At 43.4% G+C, this 19,875-nt stretch carries 15 protein-coding genes and 2 tRNA genes; 11 read left to right on the top strand and 6 right to left on the bottom strand.

What is annotated here, in order from left to right:
• The first annotated feature begins 1,065 nt into the window (after window positions 1-1,065).
• From guaB to V1L65_RS04345, 9 genes are all read left to right on the top strand, one after another.
• Window positions 1,066-2,523 (top strand): IMP dehydrogenase, encoded by a 1,458-nt coding sequence (guaB, locus tag V1L65_RS04385; RefSeq protein WP_331697849.1) that lies wholly within the window; start codon window positions 1,066-1,068, stop codon window positions 2,521-2,523.
• A 229-nt stretch (window positions 2,524-2,752) separates the two neighbouring features.
• A complete protein-coding gene (locus V1L65_RS04380; protein ID WP_331697848.1) occupies window positions 2,753-4,051 on the top strand; it encodes a D-alanyl-D-alanine carboxypeptidase family protein in 1,299 nt (432 codons plus the stop codon).
• Window positions 4,052-4,170: 119 nt separating this feature from the next.
• A complete protein-coding gene (pdxS, locus tag V1L65_RS04375) occupies window positions 4,171-5,052 on the top strand; it encodes a pyridoxal 5'-phosphate synthase lyase subunit PdxS (protein ID WP_331697847.1) in 882 nt (293 codons plus the stop codon).
• Between the two features lie 89 nt (window positions 5,053-5,141).
• A complete protein-coding gene (gene pdxT / locus V1L65_RS04370) occupies window positions 5,142-5,726 on the top strand; it encodes a pyridoxal 5'-phosphate synthase glutaminase subunit PdxT (protein ID WP_331697860.1) in 585 nt (194 codons plus the stop codon).
• A gap of 114 nt (window positions 5,727-5,840) precedes the next feature.
• On the top strand, window positions 5,841-7,121 hold the full coding sequence (gene serS, locus V1L65_RS04365; RefSeq protein WP_331697846.1) for a serine--tRNA ligase: 1,281 nt from the start codon (window positions 5,841-5,843) through the stop codon (window positions 7,119-7,121).
• A gap of 88 nt (window positions 7,122-7,209) precedes the next feature.
• Window positions 7,210-7,298 (top strand) — tRNA-Ser (locus V1L65_RS04360).
• Between the two features lie 587 nt (window positions 7,299-7,885).
• Window positions 7,886-8,038 carry a small acid-soluble spore protein P gene (locus tag V1L65_RS04355; protein ID WP_331697845.1) on the top strand — a complete coding sequence of 51 codons (153 nt, stop codon included), beginning with the start codon at window positions 7,886-7,888 and terminating at the stop codon, window positions 8,036-8,038.
• A 582-nt stretch (window positions 8,039-8,620) separates the two neighbouring features.
• Window positions 8,621-9,673 carry a hypothetical protein gene (locus V1L65_RS04350; protein ID WP_331697843.1) on the top strand — a complete coding sequence of 351 codons (1,053 nt, stop codon included), beginning with the start codon at window positions 8,621-8,623 and terminating at the stop codon, window positions 9,671-9,673.
• 324 nt (window positions 9,674-9,997) lie between these two features.
• Complete coding sequence (locus tag V1L65_RS04345; protein ID WP_331697842.1) at window positions 9,998-12,181, top strand: bifunctional diguanylate cyclase/phosphodiesterase; 2,184 nt, start codon at window positions 9,998-10,000, stop codon at window positions 12,179-12,181.
• Between the two features lie 73 nt (window positions 12,182-12,254).
• On the opposite strand, the gene V1L65_RS04340 is transcribed toward V1L65_RS04345, so the two are convergent.
• From V1L65_RS04340 to V1L65_RS04320, 5 genes are all read right to left on the bottom strand, one after another.
• Window positions 12,255-12,330: transfer RNA gene (locus V1L65_RS04340), tRNA-Arg, on the bottom strand.
• Complete coding sequence (locus V1L65_RS04335; protein ID WP_331697841.1) at window positions 12,321-13,295, bottom strand: spore germination protein; 975 nt, start codon at window positions 13,293-13,295, stop codon at window positions 12,321-12,323. Before V1L65_RS04335 ends, V1L65_RS04340 begins: the two co-directional genes overlap by 10 nt.
• Window positions 13,296-13,429: 134 nt before the next feature.
• Window positions 13,430-14,152, bottom strand: a complete 723-nt coding sequence (locus V1L65_RS04330; protein WP_331697840.1) for an aspartate/glutamate racemase family protein — start codon at window positions 14,150-14,152, stop codon at window positions 13,430-13,432.
• A gap of 23 nt (window positions 14,153-14,175) precedes the next feature.
• Window positions 14,176-15,660 carry a Mur ligase family protein gene (locus V1L65_RS04325; protein ID WP_331697839.1) on the bottom strand — a complete coding sequence of 495 codons (1,485 nt, stop codon included), beginning with the start codon at window positions 15,658-15,660 and terminating at the stop codon, window positions 14,176-14,178.
• Between the two features lie 27 nt (window positions 15,661-15,687).
• A complete protein-coding gene (locus V1L65_RS04320) occupies window positions 15,688-16,860 on the bottom strand; it encodes a carboxylate--amine ligase (protein ID WP_331697838.1) in 1,173 nt (390 codons plus the stop codon).
• A gap of 293 nt (window positions 16,861-17,153) precedes the next feature.
• On the opposite strand from V1L65_RS04320, the gene V1L65_RS04315 reads away from it, so the two are divergent.
• The gene (locus V1L65_RS04315; RefSeq protein ID WP_331697837.1) at window positions 17,154-17,348 is read left to right on the top strand and encodes an aspartyl-phosphate phosphatase Spo0E family protein; all 195 of its coding nucleotides are present in this window, start codon (window positions 17,154-17,156) and stop codon (window positions 17,346-17,348) included.
• Here the strand turns inward: V1L65_RS04315 and tadA are convergent.
• Window positions 17,345-17,818 carry a tRNA adenosine(34) deaminase TadA gene (gene tadA, locus V1L65_RS04310; protein WP_331697836.1) on the bottom strand — a complete coding sequence of 158 codons (474 nt, stop codon included), beginning with the start codon at window positions 17,816-17,818 and terminating at the stop codon, window positions 17,345-17,347. The two genes, V1L65_RS04315 and tadA, sit on opposite strands and share 4 nt — an antisense overlap.
• A 185-nt stretch (window positions 17,819-18,003) precedes the next feature.
• Here tadA and V1L65_RS04305 point away from each other — a divergent pair, with 185 nt between their 5' ends.
• Window positions 18,004-19,848: an ATP-binding protein gene (locus tag V1L65_RS04305; protein WP_331697835.1), complete on the top strand. Its 1,845-nt coding sequence runs from the start codon at window positions 18,004-18,006 to the stop codon at window positions 19,846-19,848.
• Window positions 19,849-19,875: the final 27 nt, after the last annotated feature.

Below are 19,875 nucleotides of genomic sequence, written 5' to 3'. Positions count from 1 at the left end.
CTAGAAGTTTGGCGTGCCGTGAAAAGTGCGGATTGATGATGGCAGAGGGTAGATGATGTGCTTAAGTTGTGCTCCCCCCATTTACGTTTGGCTGGAACGAAACCCCCTCAAACAAACTAAATGCTATTCTTGTATGTAGATTGGCTGATTTTCTTCGACATTCGAATCTAGAGGGAAAATATGATGTTAGTTTGGCTGAAATACCAGCTTAAGGCGGAAATGGGTCAATCTAAGGACATAAAATCCCGCTAGTCGTCCGGTATCTGCAGGTTGCTCACGCCCATCGTAGATCGGATTCGCATAGAACGGCAAGTAAAAAGAAAGGGGAACGAAAAGCAAGATTGGGAATGGAGAAACGGCAGCGTCCGCCTTTGCAGGCCAATTTTATCCTTTACAGGGGTTATTTCATCAAAAAAAAGGGACTACAACAGTGGTCGGAATCGCAAACTTGATCGTAAGGATATAGCGCTTCTCAGCTTTTTTAAAATATTAATAAAAGATTGTTGCGGCGAAGGAACTGGTTTTTGTTGTCAATATGCGTTATGCGTATGGATTAACGAGAAGGTGGAATATTAACAAACAAAGCAATGCTAATTAACCCGCAAGAGTCCACAAGAGGCTGCAAAAAGGGTGCTATATAAGGTGCTGCCAGAAAACGATCGCAACGGTGACGAGCTAATCTACCCAACACAAAGCAGCTGAGAAACTAAACAGGTTCATCAGCACGTAAATACGGTTTTAACAGCTTTGCCGCCAGTCTATCGGAGAACAGCGGAGCAGTGGAGACATAAAGTTGTTACAGCATAATGCTGCGAAATCAATCGCTTACATGAAATGGCGCCTCATCGAACAACTAACCTGAAAGCATGGTTTTACCAGACATAAAAACAGTCCAAATTGCAGCGCATACATTAATATGTCTAATTTTTCAGAAAATTTCGAAGTGTTTTTATTGGTAAATACAGCACTTTTTTGCCTTTTCATATGCCTTGACAGCCAATAACCCCTCTGATAATATTGCAATAATATACGTGAGCTTTACAAGGATAAGGGAGGAACATACTCGTGTGGGAAACGAAATTCGCCAAAGAAGGGCTAACGTTTGATGACGTTTTGCTTGTTCCGCGTAAATCAGAGGTACTGCCAAGAGAAGTAGATATCTCAGTTCGCCTAAGTAAAAATATCAAGCTTAATATTCCGCTAATCAGTGCCGGTATGGATACTGTTACAGAATCAGCTCTTGCTATTGCAATTGCTCGCGAGGGCGGTATTGGTATTATTCATAAAAATATGTCTGTAGCGCAGCAAGCCGAAGAGGTTGATCGCGTAAAGCGCTCAGAGAGCGGTGTTATTACTAACCCATTCTCGCTAACGCCAGAACATCATGTTTATGATGCTGAAGAGCTAATGGGTAAATACAGAATTTCTGGTGTTCCTATTGTGGATGCAGACCAGAAATTGGTCGGAATTTTAACAAACCGCGACTTGCGTTTCGTCCATGATTATTCCATCAAAATTTATGACGTTATGACTCGCGACAATCTTGTTACGGCTCCTGTTGGGACAACCTTGCAAGATGCAGAAATCTTACTGCAGAAGCACAAGATTGAGAAGCTGCCATTGGTCGATGAATCCAATACGCTTAAAGGCCTTATAACAATTAAAGATATTGAGAAGGCTATCCAATTTCCAAATGCAGCAAAAGACACTCATGGCAGATTGCTGTGCGGTGCAGCTGTAGGGATTTCCAAAGATACGATGGAACGCGCAGAAGCGCTTGTTAATGCCGGTGTCGATGTATTGGTCGTAGACTCTGCTCATGGTCATCACATCAATATTCTTAACGCGGTACGTAAGCTTCGCGAAGCATACCCGGAGCTGACTATTATTGCAGGAAACGTAGCAACTGGCGAAGCTACTCGCGATTTGATCGAAGCAGGCGCGTCCGTAGTAAAAGTTGGTATCGGTCCTGGTTCCATCTGTACGACTCGCGTCATTGCTGGAATTGGCGTACCGCAAATTACTGCTATTTATGATTGTGCAACTGTAGCTCGTGAATACAATGTTCCGATTATTGCTGACGGTGGTATCAAGTACTCCGGTGATATTACAAAAGCGATTGCCTCAGGTGCAAGCACGATTATGATTGGAAGCCTGTTTGCTGGAACAGCTGAAAGCCCTGGCGAAACCGAAATTTTCCAAGGCAGAAGCTTTAAAGTGTACCGTGGCATGGGATCGCTTGGCGCTATGAAAGAAGGAAGCAAAGATCGTTACTTCCAAGAGAACGAGAACAAGCTTGTTCCGGAAGGTATTGAAGGCCGTGTTCCTTACAAAGGACCATTGGCGGATACCGTTCATCAGCTGCTAGGCGGACTTCGTTCAGGTATGGGCTATTGCGGAACTTCTTCGATCGAAGAATTGAAGAACGACACTCAGTTTGTTCGCATTACCGGCTCAGGTCTTAGAGAAAGCCACCCACACGATGTTCAAATAACAAAAGAAGCTCCGAACTATTCGTTGTAATATATCGGACATTTATAATCCAGATCGATTCTACGTTCATAGGGCGTAGAGCGTTCTGGATTTTGTTTTTGGAAAGGCATGAAATTTCAGTCTTGCTTACATTATTTTACTTTGGTAAAAATTGATGAAAGAATCCTCATATGTTTGGAGCTGAAAGAGGTTTAACTGTGGGGCTGTGATATGTTACAATTATGTTCGTATAATTATACAGGGAAAAGGGGAGAAGATATTGAAGATATTGGTAAGGCCGATGCGCATAATGTCGGTTATTGCAGCTTCATTGGCCATCTGGATGCTGCTGCTTGTTTTTGGACCAGCCAGTGTTCAAGCGATTGGCTTTGATAATCGACCAAGTACTGAAAATTCACTAGATTTACAGGTAAGATCTTCTATACTTATTGAAGCTGAGTCTGGGCAAGTTTTATTTGAAGTGAATGCTGAGCAAGCTTACCCAATAGCCAGTATGACGAAGCTTATGACTGAATATATTGTGCTTGAAGAAATTCAGAATGAACGTCTTTCATGGGATGATGTTATTACAGTAACAGAAGAAGCGAAGAATACTCACCCTTCCGAATCGCAAATTTATTTGGCGCCAGGAGACAAGCATACAGTTAAGGAATTATATATTGCTATGGCTGTTGGTTCCGCTAACGATGCGACGAAGGAGCTTGCGATTCAAGTTGCGGGCAGCCTTTCCGCATTTGTTGATAAAATGAATGAGTATGCAAAAAATTTGGGCCTAGAATCTGCGGTATTCACAAGTGTTACTGGTCTTGAAGATACGACGGTTATGTCAGCGGCTGATGTAGCAAAGCTCGCACGTATTATTATACTTGATCATCCGGAATTTTTTGATTTTTCTACTTTGCAGGAGTACAAGTTCCGTGAACGCGATAAGGATCCAATAGTAAATCTGAACTATATGCTGGGTTCGAATGTGAATAAGCCGGGTTTAAAGCCGTTTGCCTACGAAGGCGTTGACGGTATGAAAACAGGATTTATTGAAGCGGCCGGCTATAATTTTACGGGTACAGTTAAACGCGGTGATATTCGTTATATTAGTGTCGTTATGGATACAAGATCGAAAAATGCCCGTTTTGTAGAAACGGCCAAGCTGTATGACTATGCTTACGGTACGTTCGAAAAGAAGACCGTGCTTCCGCCGAAATCAGTAATAGAATCTTTGGAAACAGTGAAGATTAAAAAGGGCGTCAAGAAGACTGTTCCAATTGTAACGGATAAAGATATTACGTTTATGGTCAAAAAAGGAACTGATCCCAAAATCGAGCTTGTAGCTCAAGAGCTGCTGCCTGAGGATAAGCTGATAGCCCCGATTGAAGCGAAAACGCCTGTAGGAACGGTTACCTACCGTTATACGGATGCAGAAACAGGCAAACCAATAGATTATACGGTTAATTTAATTACTGCAGAGGAAGCTGAAAAAGCAGGCTGGTTTAAGCTGATGCTGCGCGCAATTGGCGACTTTTTCGCTAATTTGTTCCAAGCTATCGTCAATTTATTCTAATCATACTTGAAAACTAGGAATCAATGCTTGTCGATTGCTCTTAGATCCTGTAAAATCAATGGTTAGAACTATCATCGGCAACATATAATAGGTAGATGACAATAGGAGGATTTGTAAGGATGGAAACTGGAACTTCTCGTGTAAAACGCGGTATGGCTGAAATGCAAAAAGGCGGCGTCATCATGGACGTTATGAATGCTGAGCAAGCTAAAGTTGCGGAAGCGGCTGGTGCAACAGCGGTAATGGCGCTTGAGCGCGTACCATCTGATATTCGTGCAGCAGGCGGCGTAGCTCGCATGGCTGACCCTACAATTGTAGAAGAAGTAATGAAGGTTGTTTCGATTCCAGTTATGGCAAAGGCGCGTATTGGCCATTATGTGGAAGCCAAGGTTCTTGAGTCTATGGGTGTAGACTACATCGATGAGAGCGAAGTATTGACACCTGCAGATGAAATTTTCCATATTAGCAAAAATGAATTTACAGTACCTTTCGTTTGCGGAGCTAAAGATCTGGGCGAAGCGCTTCGTCGTATTCAAGAGGGCGCTGCTATGCTTCGTACAAAGGGTGAGCCGGGAACAGGCAACATTGTAGAAGCTGTTCGTCACTTGCGTCTAATTAACGGTCAAATCCGCAAAATTCAAGGTCTTTCCAAGGATGAGCTATATAACGAAGCAAAAGTGCTAGGCGTACCTTATGAGCTGCTTCTAGGCGTTCATGAGACAGGCAAGCTGCCAGTTGTCAACTTTGCTGCAGGCGGCGTAGCAACACCTTCCGATGCAGCGCTTATGATGCATCTTGGCGCTGACGGTGTATTTGTAGGCTCTGGTATTTTCAAATCCGACAGCCCTGAGAAATTTGCTCGAGCGATTGTAGAAGCAACTACGCATTACCAGGACTACAAATTGATTGCGGAAGTGTCCAAAAACCTTGGCACACCAATGAAGGGCATCGAGATATCCAAGCTGGATGCAGCTTCGCGTATGCAGGATCGCGGTATTTAACTTTGATTGTATAATTTATATAATTGAAAGGTGAGCCGACCTCGCGATAATCGCCAGGTCGGTCCTTTATAAGGAAGGCGAGTAACGTGATGAAGATAGGTGTATTAGCGCTTCAAGGCGCTGTGGCCGAGCATATTCGCAGCTTGCAGCACGCAGGCGCAGAGGCGGTTCCAGTTAAGCGTGTAGAGCAGCTGGATGAATTGGACGGTTTGATTATTCCTGGCGGCGAAAGCACGACAATTGGCAAGCTTATGAGAAAATATGGCTTTATGGATGCTGTTCAGCAATTTTATGCAGACGGCAAGCCGCTGTTCGGCACATGTGCTGGCTTGATCATTCTTGCCAATCAAATTGAAGGACAGGAAGATGCTCATCTGCGTCTTATGGATATGACGGTTGCTCGTAATGCATTTGGCAGACAGCGCGAAAGCTTTGAAACTGATCTTGATGTCACTGGCATCGATGACAGCATTCGGGCAGTATTTATTCGTGCGCCGTTAATTAAAGAAGTTGGAGAAGGGGTAGAGGTGCTGTCCACCTACAACAACGAAATTGTAACAGCGCGTCAAGGCAGACTGCTGGCAGCCTCTTACCATCCGGAATTAACGGATGATTACCGCCTCCATTCCTATTTCATTGATATGGCAAAGGAAGCGGCTGCGCAAAAAGCATAAGGCAAACTATGCCTGTTTATCCTTACGAACAAGCCTCATGTCTATGAGCAATCAGCGCTATGCTGCTAAGTCGTATGACTTCACTATTACTCTCTTCAGAGAGGGGTTTATATTGTGTTAGATGTCAAACTTTTAAGAACAGATATTGAGAAGGTTGAGCAAGGGCTTAACAAGCGCGGAGCTTCTCTTGAGCTTATTGCCGGCTTCTCGGAATTGGATGTAAAAAGACGAGAGCTGATTCAAGAAACGGAGCAGCTGAAAAATCGTCGAAATGTTGTTTCGCAGGAAGTAGCCAAGCTGAAAAAATCGGGTGGAGATGCTGATGCTCTTATTATCGAGATGAGAGATGTAGGCGACCGTATTAAACAGCTTGACGAGGAGATTCGCGAGCTGGAGCAGCAAGTTGATGAGCTAATGCTTGCAATCCCTAACGTTCCTCATGAGAGTGTACCAGTTGGTGCTTCAGAGGATGACAATGTAGAAGTGCGCCGTATCGGAGAGGTGCCTCAATTTTCTTTCGAAGCCAAAGCACATTATGATCTTGCGGGCGAGCTAGGCATTCTTGATTTTGAAAGAGCGGCTAAAGTGACAGGCTCGCGCTTCACCTTTTACCGCGGCCTAGGCGCGCGATTAGAGCGTGCATTAATTAGTTTTATGATGGACCTGCATAGCGATAAACATGGCTATGAGGAAGTGCTGCCACCGTATATCGTCAATCGGGACAGCTTGATCGGGACAGGACAACTTCCTAAATTCGAGGAGGATCTGTTCAAAATTGCTAGCACGGATTATTTCTTAATTCCGACTGCTGAAGTGCCAGTTACAAATCTGTATCGGGATGAAATTTTGGATGCAGAGCAGCTTCCGAAATATTTCGTAGCCTATAGCGCTTGCTTCCGCTCTGAAGCCGGTGCCGCAGGCCGTGATACACGCGGATTAATTCGCCAGCATCAATTCAACAAGGTAGAGTTGGTCAAGCTGGTTAAGCCTGAGGATTCCTATGCAGAGCTGGAAAAGTTATGTGGGGAAGCGGAAACCGTGCTGCAGCTGTTAGGCTTGCCGTATCGGGTTATGACGCTTTGTACTGGAGATATGGGCTTCACTTCCGCCAAGACGTATGATCTAGAGGTTTGGATTCCAAGTGCGAATACATATCGTGAAATTTCTTCATGTTCTAACTTTGAAGATTTTCAGGCACGTCGTGCCGGTATTCGATTCCGTCGCGAAGCCAAAAGTAAGCCGGAGCTTGTTCATACGCTCAATGGCTCTGGACTGGCAGTAGGACGCACAGTAGCAGCGATACTTGAGAATTACCAGCAGGAGGACGGATCTATCCTGATACCTGAAGTGCTTCGTCCATACATGGGCGGAATTGAGCTTATTGAAGCAAAATAAAACGTAAAAATGGTGCTGCAGGTGGAAATAAAATAGTTGCATTTTACTTTTCACCTGTGGTACAATATTTTTGTTGCCAATAAAATATGGAGAGGTACCGAAGCGGTCATAACGGGGCGGTCTTGAAAACCGTTAGAGTGCAAGCTCACGTGGGTTCGAATCCCACCCTCTCCGCCATACTAAAAATCAACCCGATTCCTGAATAGGAATCGTTTTTTTGTATATAGGATTAGTGGGATGAGAACGGGCCGTGAAGCGGACATGCCCTAAGGCATGTCTGTAGGCCCCGGCGTGATAGTTGCATAGCGTGACCGTACTTGTACGGCCACGCGCGACGGAGCGAATCCCACCCTCTCCGCCATACTAAAAATCAACCCGATTCCTGAATAGGAATCGTTTTTTTGTATATAGGATTAGTGGGATGAGAACGGGCCGTGAAGCGGACATGCCCTAAGGCATGTCTGTAGGCCCCGGCGTGATAGTTGCATAGCGTGACCGTGCTTGTACGGCCACGCGCGACGGAGCGAATCCCACCCTCTCCGCCATACAATAAATACAAGCTCTTGGTGAATGCCATGAGTTTTTTTGTTTTTGAACTAATTTATCTCGTCCTGAGACACATAATTAATGCTCCCCGATACATCCTAATATTATCGCTAAATTACACGTAGCCTGCTTTGCTTTAGGCGAGTTTCTAATTTGGTGTTTATCAGGCAATTTGCAATTGTTTAATTAGCAATAGCATTGAGAAGGGAGGAGCGTTAATGAGCAAGCCGCGCAGTATTGCAGTTGATCAAGGCGACCAGGAGCAAAATAATACACAGCAGAGACAGCGTTCAACACAGCCAGAGCCTTTGTCAGGCTCTAAAAAGACAAAGCAGAAAAATCACACGAGCCATAACAACCCGCAAGGCTGACAAGCATGATGCAGTGTTACTGATCTTAAGCTATGGGTAAATTTATGTCATACAAAGACCCTCATTTCTAATTAGAGATGAGGGCTTTTTTTGTAGTTTGGTAAATGATGCATCATAAAAAATTGTGAATAAGTATGTCGCTTCATGCGAATTACTTTTCGAAAGAAATGATGCGGACAAAGATGACCGTTAGCGCTCATTTTTTGCCAACGTCCACTTTCTAACGGACAGAAATGGCCGTTAGCGGGAAAAAAGCTAGAGAATTCGACGGAATTTTCTTCTAATGGTCATAAGTGTCCGCATATGCAACAAAAAGACTATTTTTCTGGTCCTAACGGTCATGGATGACCGCACCGCCAATAGAAGATACGCGCTAAATAGGATAGTTCCGTATCATTTGTTCTTTACACACGATGACGGCAAGTTGGGTCACTGATAGGTGATTTTTGTTCTTGTTTAGCTAACAAGGAATATGTTATTTTTTAATGATCTTACAATAACTTCTATTTGAGCTTCTCAATTTTCTGTTTTTAGTATAGAATAAAGGAGCTTATACAAAGAAAGAGTGGAGGAAGTTTTAAAATGAAAGTTGGAATTAGGTTAGTTTCCTTGCTAATCGCTGTAATGCTGCTTGCAGTAGGCTGCAGCAGTGCAAAGCTGTCGCCACAAGATGCTCTTCAGCAAGCTACAGCAAAAACAATGGGTGCCAGTTCATATGCAATGACAGCAACCGTCAAAATCAATGAGTTTACTATGGATGACAGCCTTGCTTCGAGCGATGAGCTGGGTATAGCTGCAGGCGTTGCTGCAATTATTAAAGATGCTACTATAAACGTAAAAGCTGTTTATGAGAAGGATCCTGCAAGAACGGATATGAATCTAGAGGTAGTGCTTCCTGGCTTTATGAATATGAAGCTGGATATGCCGATTATTGTTGCAGACGAGAAGATTTACTTCAAATTGCCGCAAATTCCTATGCTGCCAATTCCTCAGGAAGCTGCAGATAAATTTATTCTGCTTGACGCAAAAGAACTAGCAAAGCAGGAAGGTGTTGAAGTGCCGGAGCTTGATATGGCCGCACAACAAAAATTTGCACAGGATTTAACTAATGCAACTCTAAAGCATTTTGATGAAAAAACGTACTTTACTCAGCCTAAAGCTTCCGAGGCAGGCCTGCCAGAAGGAGTTAAAGCAGATCAAGTTGTGAAGTTTGCTATTACAGAAGCTAATTATGAGCAAACGATCAGCACGGTTATCGATAAGGTTTTGCCAGAAGTGATGGATTTGATTGCGAATAACGAAGCTTATTTAGAAATCTTCGAAGTCGAAAAAGCTGATGTAGAGGATGCGAAGCAGAAGCTGACAGAGAGCAAAGAGGAAATCAGAACTTTCTTCAAGGATAATCTGAAAGTGAAGCAGCTTGATCATACAGGCGCGATTAAAGGCGGCAATCTAGTATATCAAGAAACAACTATGAGTGTGGAAGTAACAGAGCCGGAAGCTAGCGACAAAATGTCGCTTGGCATGACGGTTGCAATGAACTACTCTGATATTGGCCAAACGCCTAAATTTGAGTCTGAGATCCCTACTGACGTGATCTCATTCGAGGAGTTCCTGCAATTAATGGAATTCTAAAAAATGAACAGCAGGAATAAATTTCCCTGTGATCAATGCAAGGTTCAGCTATGGTATTAGCCAGAGCTGGATCTTGCTTTTTTTGTAGTCTAAAAATGTAAATTGTGAACAAATCGCCATGACTGCATTCATAGACAAACTATGTAAAAACTTATACAATACTAGTAAGTTTTTATGAAAATATATGAAAATGTTTTCTATTTAAATATACGAAAGTATAGGTTTTGACCTTATACCTGTTCCTATATTTCATCGGCAAACGCGCCTTTCCAAAGGATGGCAGAACCGTTTGTCCTTGATGCAGCCTATAACGAATGTAAAATTATGATGCAGGTGATAACGATGATGAATTCAGACATAAACAGAGCGTCGCAATCGTATTTTTACCCCTTTGAGGCTAATTTGCTATCCAATCTTGACCAACAGCTGCAGGATGCGCTTAGAGAGCTTGCTGATGTGAAATATGCACTGGATCAATCCTCTATAGTAGCGATTACAGATCGGCGGGGTGTGATTGTTTATGTAAATGATCAGTTTTGCAAAATTTCCAAATACAGCAGGGAAGAGCTGCTGGGTCAGGATCATCGGTTGTTGAATTCTGGTTATCATCCAAAATCGTTTTTTAAAGAGATGTGGGCAACGATAGGGAGCGGAAAAGTATGGAAGAGTGAAGTACGCAATCAGGCTAAGGACGGCAGCTATTACTGGGTAGATACGACAATCGTGCCTTTTGTCAATGCGAACGGCGTGCCTTATCAATACATATCTATCCGGAATGATATAAGCGGGCGGAAAAGAGCCGAAGAAGCGCTTAAAGCAAGCGAAGAAAAATATCGATTGATTACCGACAATAGCTCGGATTTAATTTCAATTATAGATGAGCACGGACAGCTAAGCTATGCCTCGCCATCGTTCAGCTGCGTGCTAGGTGTGGACAATGAAGAGCTGAGCTATATTAATTTGCTGAATATTATGCATCATGACGATCAGGACCGAGTTCATTTTTCTATAAAAAAGAAGGAGACAGCTCCTTTTTCGATGGAATTTCGTTTAAGACATGCAAAAGGCCAGTATGTGCATGTAGAAGCTACCTTTAATGCTATTGCCAAACAGGCCAGTAATCATGCGAGATATGTGCTTGTTATGCGCGATATAACGGAGCGCAAAAAATCCGAGCAAACGATCTATTACCTGGCATACCATGATATGCTCACCGACTTGCCGAATCGCAGACTATTTATGGAAAAGTTGCAGCAGGGCGTTAATCAGGCAAAGCAGGAGAGAGCGAAGCTCGGTATTGTGTTTATGGATTTGGATCGTTTTAAATATATTAATGATTCCTTTGGCCATGAGATAGGCGATATATGCTTGATCGAGGTAGCCCAAAGAATAAGCGACTGTATTCGTCCTGGAGATATACTGGCTCGATTAGGCGGAGACGAGTTCACGATTATGCTAAAAAACATCACGCATGAGGATGAAGTTATTGCTGTCGCAGAACGGATAAGAGCGAATTTGGAGCAGCCTGTGCAAATCGAGGAATGGCAGCATCATTTATCATGCAGTATGGGAATTGCCATCTATCCGGAGGATGGCCTTAATCCGGATGAGCTGCTGAAGCGGGCAGACACGGCCTTGTATGCAGTAAAGGGCCAGGGAAGAAACGGCTTCGCTTTTTTCAATAAGGATATGGAAGAGCGTTCCCTGGAACGAATTTTATTAGAAAACGAGCTGAAAAAAGCGCTGGTAAAAGAACAATTTTATATTGATTACCAGCCTAAGGTGAATCTGTCCACGAATCGTATCGTTGGTATGGAGGCGCTGGTTAGATGGAGGCATGAAGAGCTTGGGGTAATACCTCCTAATAAATTTATTCCGATAGCTGAAGAATCAGGCTTGATCGTCGCAATGGGCGACTGGGTCATGCTGCAGGCTTGTCAGCAAAATAAACAGTGGCAGCAAATGGGCTACCCGGCTCTGAAGGTGTCTGTCAATTTATCAGTGCGCCAGTTCAATCAAGTTGACTTGGTGGACAAAGTTAGGCAGGTGCTGGAGCAGACAGATCTTGAGCCCAGCTTGCTTGAGCTTGAAGTGACTGAAAACGTATTTGCAGCCATAGATAATGCAGCGAGCATCCTGACAGACATTAAGCAGCTTGGGGTGCAAATATCGATTGATGACTTCGGTACAGGCTACAGCTCATTCAATTATATTAAACAGCTTCCGATTGACGTGTTAAAAATCGACATGTCTTTCGTACGGGACATTCATCATAATAAGGAAAGTCAGGCTATTGTAAAAGCCATACTGGATATGGCTCATTCTCTTAATTTGAATGTTGTGGCTGAAGGCATCGAATTTGAAGATCAGCTGTCCATTTTAAGCGGGGATGGCTGCCAGCTAGGGCAAGGCTATTTGTTCAGCAAACCGCTGTCAACCGAAGATTTCGAGCGTTATTTAAAAACAAGCAATTATCCTATTGATCAAACTAATCATCCGTCTGCTTAAAGCAGGCGGATTTTTTGCAAACAAAAAGCCAGAGCGGAATGGCTTCCACTGCTGGCTTCAGAATAGTTATATATGGCGACCACGAGACGACTCGAACGTCCGACACCTTCTTTAGGAGAGAAGTGCTCTATCCACTGAGCTACGTGGCCACAGCAGAAATAATTATAACATAATTTCTCCGTTGAACCAAAATGAATTTATACCATTTTATATAGTCTATAAGCTTGCTTTCGACTATTATAGCTTTGTCTGTGGACCCATAGGACTGATAATGGTCTTCAACTGAGTGTATAAAGTCAGTGAAAAATGCGGGAATGAGCAAAACAAAAGGAGTACCGTCAACAAAAATAGCAATTTTCCCATCCAGAATGCCTGCTGCAATAGAATCGGGCCGATCGGAATTATAAAAAGTGGGGAAGAAGGTCCATTGCTTCTTTTGAGTCAGCAGTTCCTCTATATACTGTCCTTCCAATATTCGATCCGTTGATAAATGCTGCAGACGGTCAACCAACTGGTTAACGAGTTTCTCATCGGCCAAGCCCTGGATATGCATAATAGATACATCTGTTTTAGTCAGCTTGCCGACTTTAATTGTAGTAACTCTTACTCTTGTATCTTTGGCAATTCGTCTTACTAATGTCCGATTGGTGCAAATGGATTCCGTAAATGAGTTTTGCGGACCTCTTACAGCAGATTGGGTTTGCGATTCGGTAATGCTGCGGTCCTCCCAGCCCGGCAAAGGGATGATAACGCCTTCGCTGCTGCCGTCAATTAGCAGAAGGGCGGCACCCGCTATGATTTTATCCATAGCAATAGCAACGGCATGAACGATGCTGACCTCGCTGGCATTAAGGATGCGCTCTTTAATCGATTTTGCGGATATGCCGTTTTCCAAAACACGTTCAAGCAAAGGTGAGACAACATGGTCTTGCAGCGCCTGTCTATTTACCATACCGTCCAAATAATAAAGAATGCATCGCTGCTTATTGGGAAGATACAGCTCTCGCATAATAAAATCAGAGCTTTTCCCCATAAAAAATTGGATAAGATCAATATTTTGCTGCAAGGAATCTGAAAGTTCAATATCTATGTCCACTTTCATGCCCTCAGTCACTTGTTCGCCCTCCCTTCGCTTGCATTATTATTCCCAAAGTGAGTCAATTCATGTGAATGCTGGAAGGAAAAAAAAAGAGCCCCGTGAAGATCAAAATGATCTTCAGGGGCTTCCCTGACTAGTGCTTTAGCACGTTATTGCTTTGGTTTTTTATACTGCTTGCCAGACAGCTGAATGGCACGCTCGACAAGCACTTCCATCGCATCGACCGAATAAGCGGCATATTGTCCGCTCAAAGCAATACACGACAGCTCTGTACATGCAAGAATGACGCATTGGCATTCATAGTTATGTATTAGCTGGTCAATTAGCGATTCAAGCTTGGCAGGATCACAGTTATTATGGCCTTTGACATCGGTATAAATAATATCCATAACTTGACGCTGCATCTCATTATTAGGCTCAACGAGCTGCATGCTGTAATTTTCGCAGCCTTTGGCGTAAACTCCCGTATTAATTGTGCCATTCGTTGCTAAAATGCCAACACGGCAGCCTGAGCCATACTGCGCATGTATCCTCTTTAATGTCTCATCGACCATATTTATAATAGGGATGCTGGTCATAGCTTGCATTTCATTATAAAAGTAGTGAGAAGTGTTGCAAGGTATTGCAATATTAGCCGCGCCCGCATGCTCAAGCAGAGCAAAATCCTTAGCTATAGCGTTCAGGAATTCACTGCTGGCTCCGCTCGCAATTACGCTGGTCCGATCAGGTATTGTAGCATGATTGAGAACTATCATATCCATATGCTCCTGATCGCGATCTGCTAGGGTACGATCTATAATTTTGTCGAAAAATACAGCAGTTGCTTTCGGTCCCATACCGCCAATAATACCTAAGCTTTTATCTTTCATCATACTACCCACTTTATAGTAAAGAATTAGTTGTCGCCATGGAGCTGATCCAGAGCGATCCGCCCGCCATCATCCATTCCCTGGCAGCCAGCGAGTAAAATAAGGTCTCCCTGTTCAGCCTGCTTAAGCGAGGCTGCAATGGCATCAGGCAGCTCATCATAAAGGCGGACCTTTATATTTGCTTCATTCATAACCTTCATAAATACGTCTAGTTCTTCTTTGGTCACTTTATCTTTGGCCGTTACATGCGATAGGCTTGTCGTTGCAATCAGCTCGCTGCGTTCAAGCTTATGCATCCATTCCGCAATCGCCTTGGCATTTTCTTCATTCACCGTTGGCCCGCGATTTCCTCTTATTGCATAAAGCAAATGAAAGTTATTATAATTCATAAATTTGATCGTTTCCATTGTGACATTAATGTTACCTGGATTCGCAAAGTGATCGTCAATAATCATGCAGCTATCCTCATAAATAAACTCAAAGCGCCGTTCAACGCCCGGGAAGCTGCTTAAAGTCCGCTGGATTACATCAATGGCAACGCCATTAAGCAATGCAATAGTAATTGCGACCATCGAGTTATATACCGAGTGGAGTCCAGGTACAGACAGCTGCACGTTAAATTTGACCGGTTCGAGCTGCACGCGATCGGTATGGAATGGCTTAACAAGTTCGTATACAAAGGAGCCTCTGCCTGTAGAAAGATCCAAATTGCTGCAGCGAATATAGCCTTCCTTGTTTTTCAGGCCAAAGGTAATAACCTGCGCATTTGTTTCATTTTGCAAGGAGGCTGAATAAGGGCAATCCAAATTAAGAACAGCGATGCTGTGCTTGCCAGCATTGCGGACGAGGCTTGCTTTGGCTGCAAAATAACGCTCAAAGGAGCCATGCGAATCTATATGCTCGCGGCTTAAATTGTTAAAGGTAACGATGTCATAATCGACAGTTTCTACCCGGTGGGTTTCGAGTGCAGCAGAGGAAACCTCCATACAAACATGCGAGACACCGGCATCGACCATCTGCTTCAAATAATGCTGTAAATCGAGTGATTCCGGTGTTGTCAGCTCGGAAGGGATCGTCTGATCGTCGATTTTTATTACAACGGTGCCGATAAGTCCTGTTTTTAGCCCAGCGTTCTCGAGCATGGCATTGGCCATATAGGAGGTCGACGTTTTTCCATTCGTAGCCGTGATGCCGATCATTTTCAATTTGCCGGCAGGCTGGCCATAGTAGGCTGCCCCCAGCTGAGCTAATGCGATCCTGCTGTTGGCAACGCGAAATTGCGGGATCGAAATATTCTCCTGGAATCTTTCTACGATAGCGGCTGTTGCACCATTGTCTACAGCTTGCTGCAAGTATTTATGACCGTCGGTTTGATAGCCGGTAATACACACGAACAAGTGGCCTTCCGAGCATTTTTGAGAATGATAGCTTATACCAGAAATAAGCTGCTCTCGCGGATGCAATGTATCCAGTATATCAATATGGTTTAGTAATTCCTTCAAGGCGATCATTAGTGAGTCTCCTTTCGCGGTCTCATCCTAATTATTTCCTGCCAGCTTTCCTATAATCATCTTCATGAAGGAAAAAGCAGGCTTAGGGTCTTTCCAATCCCATATTGCGTAAGCTTTCGGCTTAAGTAAGGAGGAAAGTACCTGGGAAACCGTCAACTGCTTTGTTTTAATATAATCTCGGATTGCCAGCATATCTTCAAAGCCGTACCAGAATACGCGATTCGTGTCATGAGTGATGGCATGTGTGCCAATTGACTGTCCAGTCAGCTCCAGATAAGTAATATAGGGAAAGTTAATGCCTACCTTTTCTAATAAGCTATTTAGATTCGTTATACGTACATTGATTTCTATTAAATAAAATTGCCCGGTTTCGGCATCTTTCTTGAACTCTATTTCAGCGAAGCCCTTCCAGCCCATTTTCTCCAAAAAAGCTGCTCCGATGCTGTAAAGCTCCGGCACAAATTTTTGCCCGGTATATACAGAAGCTCCGAAGTTAATCGGATATTGGCGGAACTTTTGGCAGGTCAGCCAATGTGTCACTTTGGCGTTCTGATTCAAATAGGCATCAAATGTGTACATATGATCATCGAAACCTGGAATGATGCGCTGAACGATCACTTCCAGACCAGCCTCGGTTGCTTTGTGAACAGCTTCAAACAGCTCCTGCTCATTGTGAACCTTAAAGAGCTTGCGTCTGAACTTTGCTACGAAGGTTGGGGAATCGGTTGGCTTCACAATACATGGATAGTGGATGATCTGTTCTACTTTCTGCAAATAATCGGCATCGGTAACTCGAACAGTTTCAGGCACGCGCACGCCATTTGCTTCAGCTAGCTTGTGCAGCACTTCCTTGTTCATCATCTTCGTATATAGGCCCATCTCGGTTTGAGGGATCAAATAATACTTTTTGAGCTCGTCCAAGTACTCATCTATAACCTCTACATAAGAATCGTGGCATGGAATAAGGACAGGAGGAGCGCTTTCCTTCATAGCGTAATCAATGAGCAGCTGTATGAAGGATTTTGTATTCTCCCTGTAATGAGGAGCGATCAGCTTCTCAGATGTATATTTCGATTTGGCGCCGTAAGCATCGTTCGAGTAGTCTACCGCTACCGTATGTATGCCGTGTTTGCCCAAACATCGGATTGTGCTAAGCCCTATATAATAATTACAACCAAGTATGACTGCTTTATTGTTCATGAAGTACCATCCCGCAATTCAAGTGTTAAATCATCAATCTTGAAAATCTGATACAAATAAGTGTACTGCATAGCTTATTATAATACAATTCTCAAGCATCGGCGCAGGTTGTTACGTTCATCCTGCTGAGTCTAAAGTACCATTTGACAGGATGAAAAGTCCTGAATATGTCGAATCCTGCATGAAAATTGTAGGCACGCGTCGACATGATTTTACAAACAGTTTAAATGGCGCAGAGTATAATATTAATAGCATCAATAGATTACTAGATAAGGGGTGTGCCGTGAGCGAATATGGATAAAGATCATTTGAAGAGACAGCTGCAATCGCTTCGGCGTAAACTCCATGAAATAGCTGAGGTACGCGGAAGCTTAACTGACCCGGCGGTTATCGCAATTAGTGAGCAAGCGGATCAGCTAATTGTAGCACTGCAGCAAATGCAGCGTGAAGAATTAAATGATTCGCTCTTGGAACGAAATCGTCATTAAGCTTGTTTTGATTTACGGAGCTGACGGAAAAATTGAGTAAGCAGTTGTGCACACTCAGGTTGCAGAACGCCGCTTGTGAGCTCCGTTTCGTGGTTGAAACGGGGCTCTTGTAATAGATTCATAAGTGTGCCCGCGCAGCCTGCTTTTGGATCGTCAGTTCCATATACGACGCGCTTGAGCCGGGATTGTACGATAGCGCCTGCACACATGGGACAAGGCTCTAGTGTTACATAAAGCGTGCAGTCCAGCAGTCGCCAAGCCCCAAGTTGTTCACATGCATCACGTATTGCTTCCAGCTCGGCATGTGCAGTTGGATCATGTTTGGATTCCCGAAGATTATGGCCGCGACCAATAATTTGGCCCTCCCTCACTATAACCGCACCGATGGGAACTTCTCCTAATTGTTCAGCTAAACGCGCTTCAGCAATTGCTGCCTGCATCCAATGTTGATCCTCTTGCGTTCTTATCATATTGTTACTCCTTGTGTATAAAGTGAAATTTGTACAACGAACAAATATTCTAATGTTAACATGCTGTGGATATATCTGTGGATAATTATAAAAATATCAACAAAGTTATTCACATCACATCCACAAATGTGTATAACTTCTGTTGGCAATGTGAATGAAATGTGAATAGCCATCCATGGATAAGTATGATCAAACTTATAGAGGGCGTGTCATTTATGTCGATAAAGACAAAGCTTTCCTTAATCAGTATGTTCGTATTGCTTGTATTCATTCCCCTATACTATACCATTAGTGATTATTATTCGGCACAGCAATTTAATGAGCGTGTACATAAGTATATTTTTAATACTTCTAAGGATTATAGCGAAAAGATTGAAGCTTCATGGGATGAAGCGGATGCGGGAAGTGCCGTGAACGTTTCCAGTGAGCAATTCTTAAAAAATATTAATTCAATTACGTTCATGATTCCCTTTATTGAGCAGATTATGGTCATTGAAACGAACTCGGGCAAGGTTGTGCAGCCGCAGGAATCGGAAGAGAAGTTTATCATGCTTGAGGATTCATTTGTGCAGGAAGCTGCTTTTTCCGATCAGGAAGTTCACAAAATTGAAAAGCAGCAAAATAATAAATATCGGAGCTATTTCAACAATCATTCCCAGTACACCATTATTATTGATTATAATATGATCGACTTTTATCATTTTTTTACGGTGAAGCGGGATTATCGCTGGTGGTTAATGGCGGCATTTATGTTAGTGGCTACAATCGTCAACTATAATTTAATGGGCGTCATGATGCGGCCCCTTAAGGATATATTATGGAAGGTGAATGAGGTATCATCGGTTCGCTTCCATAAACCTATTTTAATAAGAAGCAAGGATGAATTCGGCCTGCTCGCGCTGAAAATCAATGCCATGTCGCAGAATATAAGCATTTATATGAATAAATTACGCAAAGCCTTCGAAGAGAATAAACGGATGAAGGAGCATTTGGAATCTTTTATTAACCATTCGAACGATGCTATTCATATTATTAACATGAACGGCAAGACGATTCAAACGAACAGAGCTTTTGAGCAGCTGTTTGGCTATCAGGAAGCTGATTTGATCCATTTGAAGTATCCTACGATTCCAGAGGCTTACCAGGCAGAAAATCAACAGATGCTTGAAATGCTAAAGGCCGGCAAAAAGCTCCCGCCTATGGAGACATTACGCATTACTAAATCGGGAGAAACGATTCCTGTCAGCGTGACGGTTTCGCCAATAAGGGATTCAGATGGTACGATACGGGCGTTTGCAAGCATTTGCCGCGATATGCGCAGCCGGAACAAGATGGAAGAGCTATTGCGCAGATCGGAGAAGCTTACGACAGTTGGTCAGCTTGCAGCCGGCGTCGCTCATGAAATACGCAATCCTTTAACGACCTTAAGAGGCTTTTTGCAATTGCAGCAGCAGAGTAAAAAGCTGAATATGTCTCATGTCAGCCTGATGCTTTCCGAGCTCGACCGCATCAACTTAATTGTAGGAGAGTTTCTTATTCTCGCCAAGCCGCAAGCCACCAAGTTTGTCATAAAGGATGTTCGGGATGTTCTGCATGATGTATTAATATTTTTAGACAGTGAGGCGCATCTGCACAATGTTGAGTTTCGCACTTCTTTTACAACAGAAAGCTGCAGCATCTCCTGCGAAGAGAATCAGCTGAAGCAAGTATTTATTAATTTATTTAAAAATGCCATTGAAGCTATGCCTAACGGCGGAGCCATACATATTACGATAGTGAAAAGAAGTCAACATATAAGTATTTCTATTCGGGATGAAGGCATTGGCATTCCTGAGGATATTATCGAAAAAATAGGAGATCCCTTCTTTACGGCCAAGGAAAGCGGTACAGGGCTTGGCATTATGGTAAGCCAGCGCATTATTAACACCCATCAAGGTACGCTAGACATAGACAGCCAGGTTAATTTCGGCACGACCGTTCGTCTAACCTTGCCTGCTTTGAAAGAAGCGAGAGTGGAGAGTATACTATAAGCATACATAGCTCGGCCATTCATCGTG

It is taken from the genome of Paenibacillus sp. IITD108 (assembly GCF_036541265.1).
Taxonomy (GTDB): domain Bacteria; phylum Bacillota; class Bacilli; order Paenibacillales; family Paenibacillaceae; genus Pristimantibacillus.
The sequence above is the reverse complement of the archived record's forward strand: the minus strand, read 5'-3'. Positions and strand labels throughout refer to the sequence as shown.

What these genes read in the sequence shown, in the direction of transcription:
- pdxS (WP_331697847.1), top strand. Translation starts at nt 4,171, where the DNA reads ATGGAAACTGGAACTTCTCGTGTAAAACGCGGTATGGCTGAAATGCAA.
- pdxT (WP_331697860.1), top strand. Translation starts at nt 5,142, where the DNA reads ATGAAGATAGGTGTATTAGCGCTTCAAGGCGCTGTGGCCGAGCATATT.
- V1L65_RS04355 (WP_331697845.1), top strand. Translation starts at nt 7,886, where the DNA reads ATGAGCAAGCCGCGCAGTATTGCAGTTGATCAAGGCGACCAGGAGCAA.
- V1L65_RS04350 (WP_331697843.1), top strand. Translation starts at nt 8,621, where the DNA reads ATGAAAGTTGGAATTAGGTTAGTTTCCTTGCTAATCGCTGTAATGCTG.
- V1L65_RS04345 (WP_331697842.1), top strand. Translation starts at nt 9,998, where the DNA reads ATGATGCAGGTGATAACGATGATGAATTCAGACATAAACAGAGCGTCG.
- V1L65_RS04330 (WP_331697840.1), bottom strand. Translation starts at nt 14,152, where the DNA reads ATGATGAAAGATAAAAGCTTAGGTATTATTGGCGGTATGGGACCGAAA.
- V1L65_RS04325 (WP_331697839.1), bottom strand. Translation starts at nt 15,660, where the DNA reads ATGATCGCCTTGAAGGAATTACTAAACCATATTGATATACTGGATACA.
- V1L65_RS04320 (WP_331697838.1), bottom strand. Translation starts at nt 16,860, where the DNA reads ATGAACAATAAAGCAGTCATACTTGGTTGTAATTATTATATAGGGCTT.
- V1L65_RS04315 (WP_331697837.1), top strand. Translation starts at nt 17,154, where the DNA reads ATGGATAAAGATCATTTGAAGAGACAGCTGCAATCGCTTCGGCGTAAA.
- tadA (WP_331697836.1), bottom strand. Translation starts at nt 17,818, where the DNA reads ATGATAAGAACGCAAGAGGATCAACATTGGATGCAGGCAGCAATTGCT.
- V1L65_RS04305 (WP_331697835.1), top strand. Translation starts at nt 18,004, where the DNA reads ATGATCAAACTTATAGAGGGCGTGTCATTTATGTCGATAAAGACAAAG.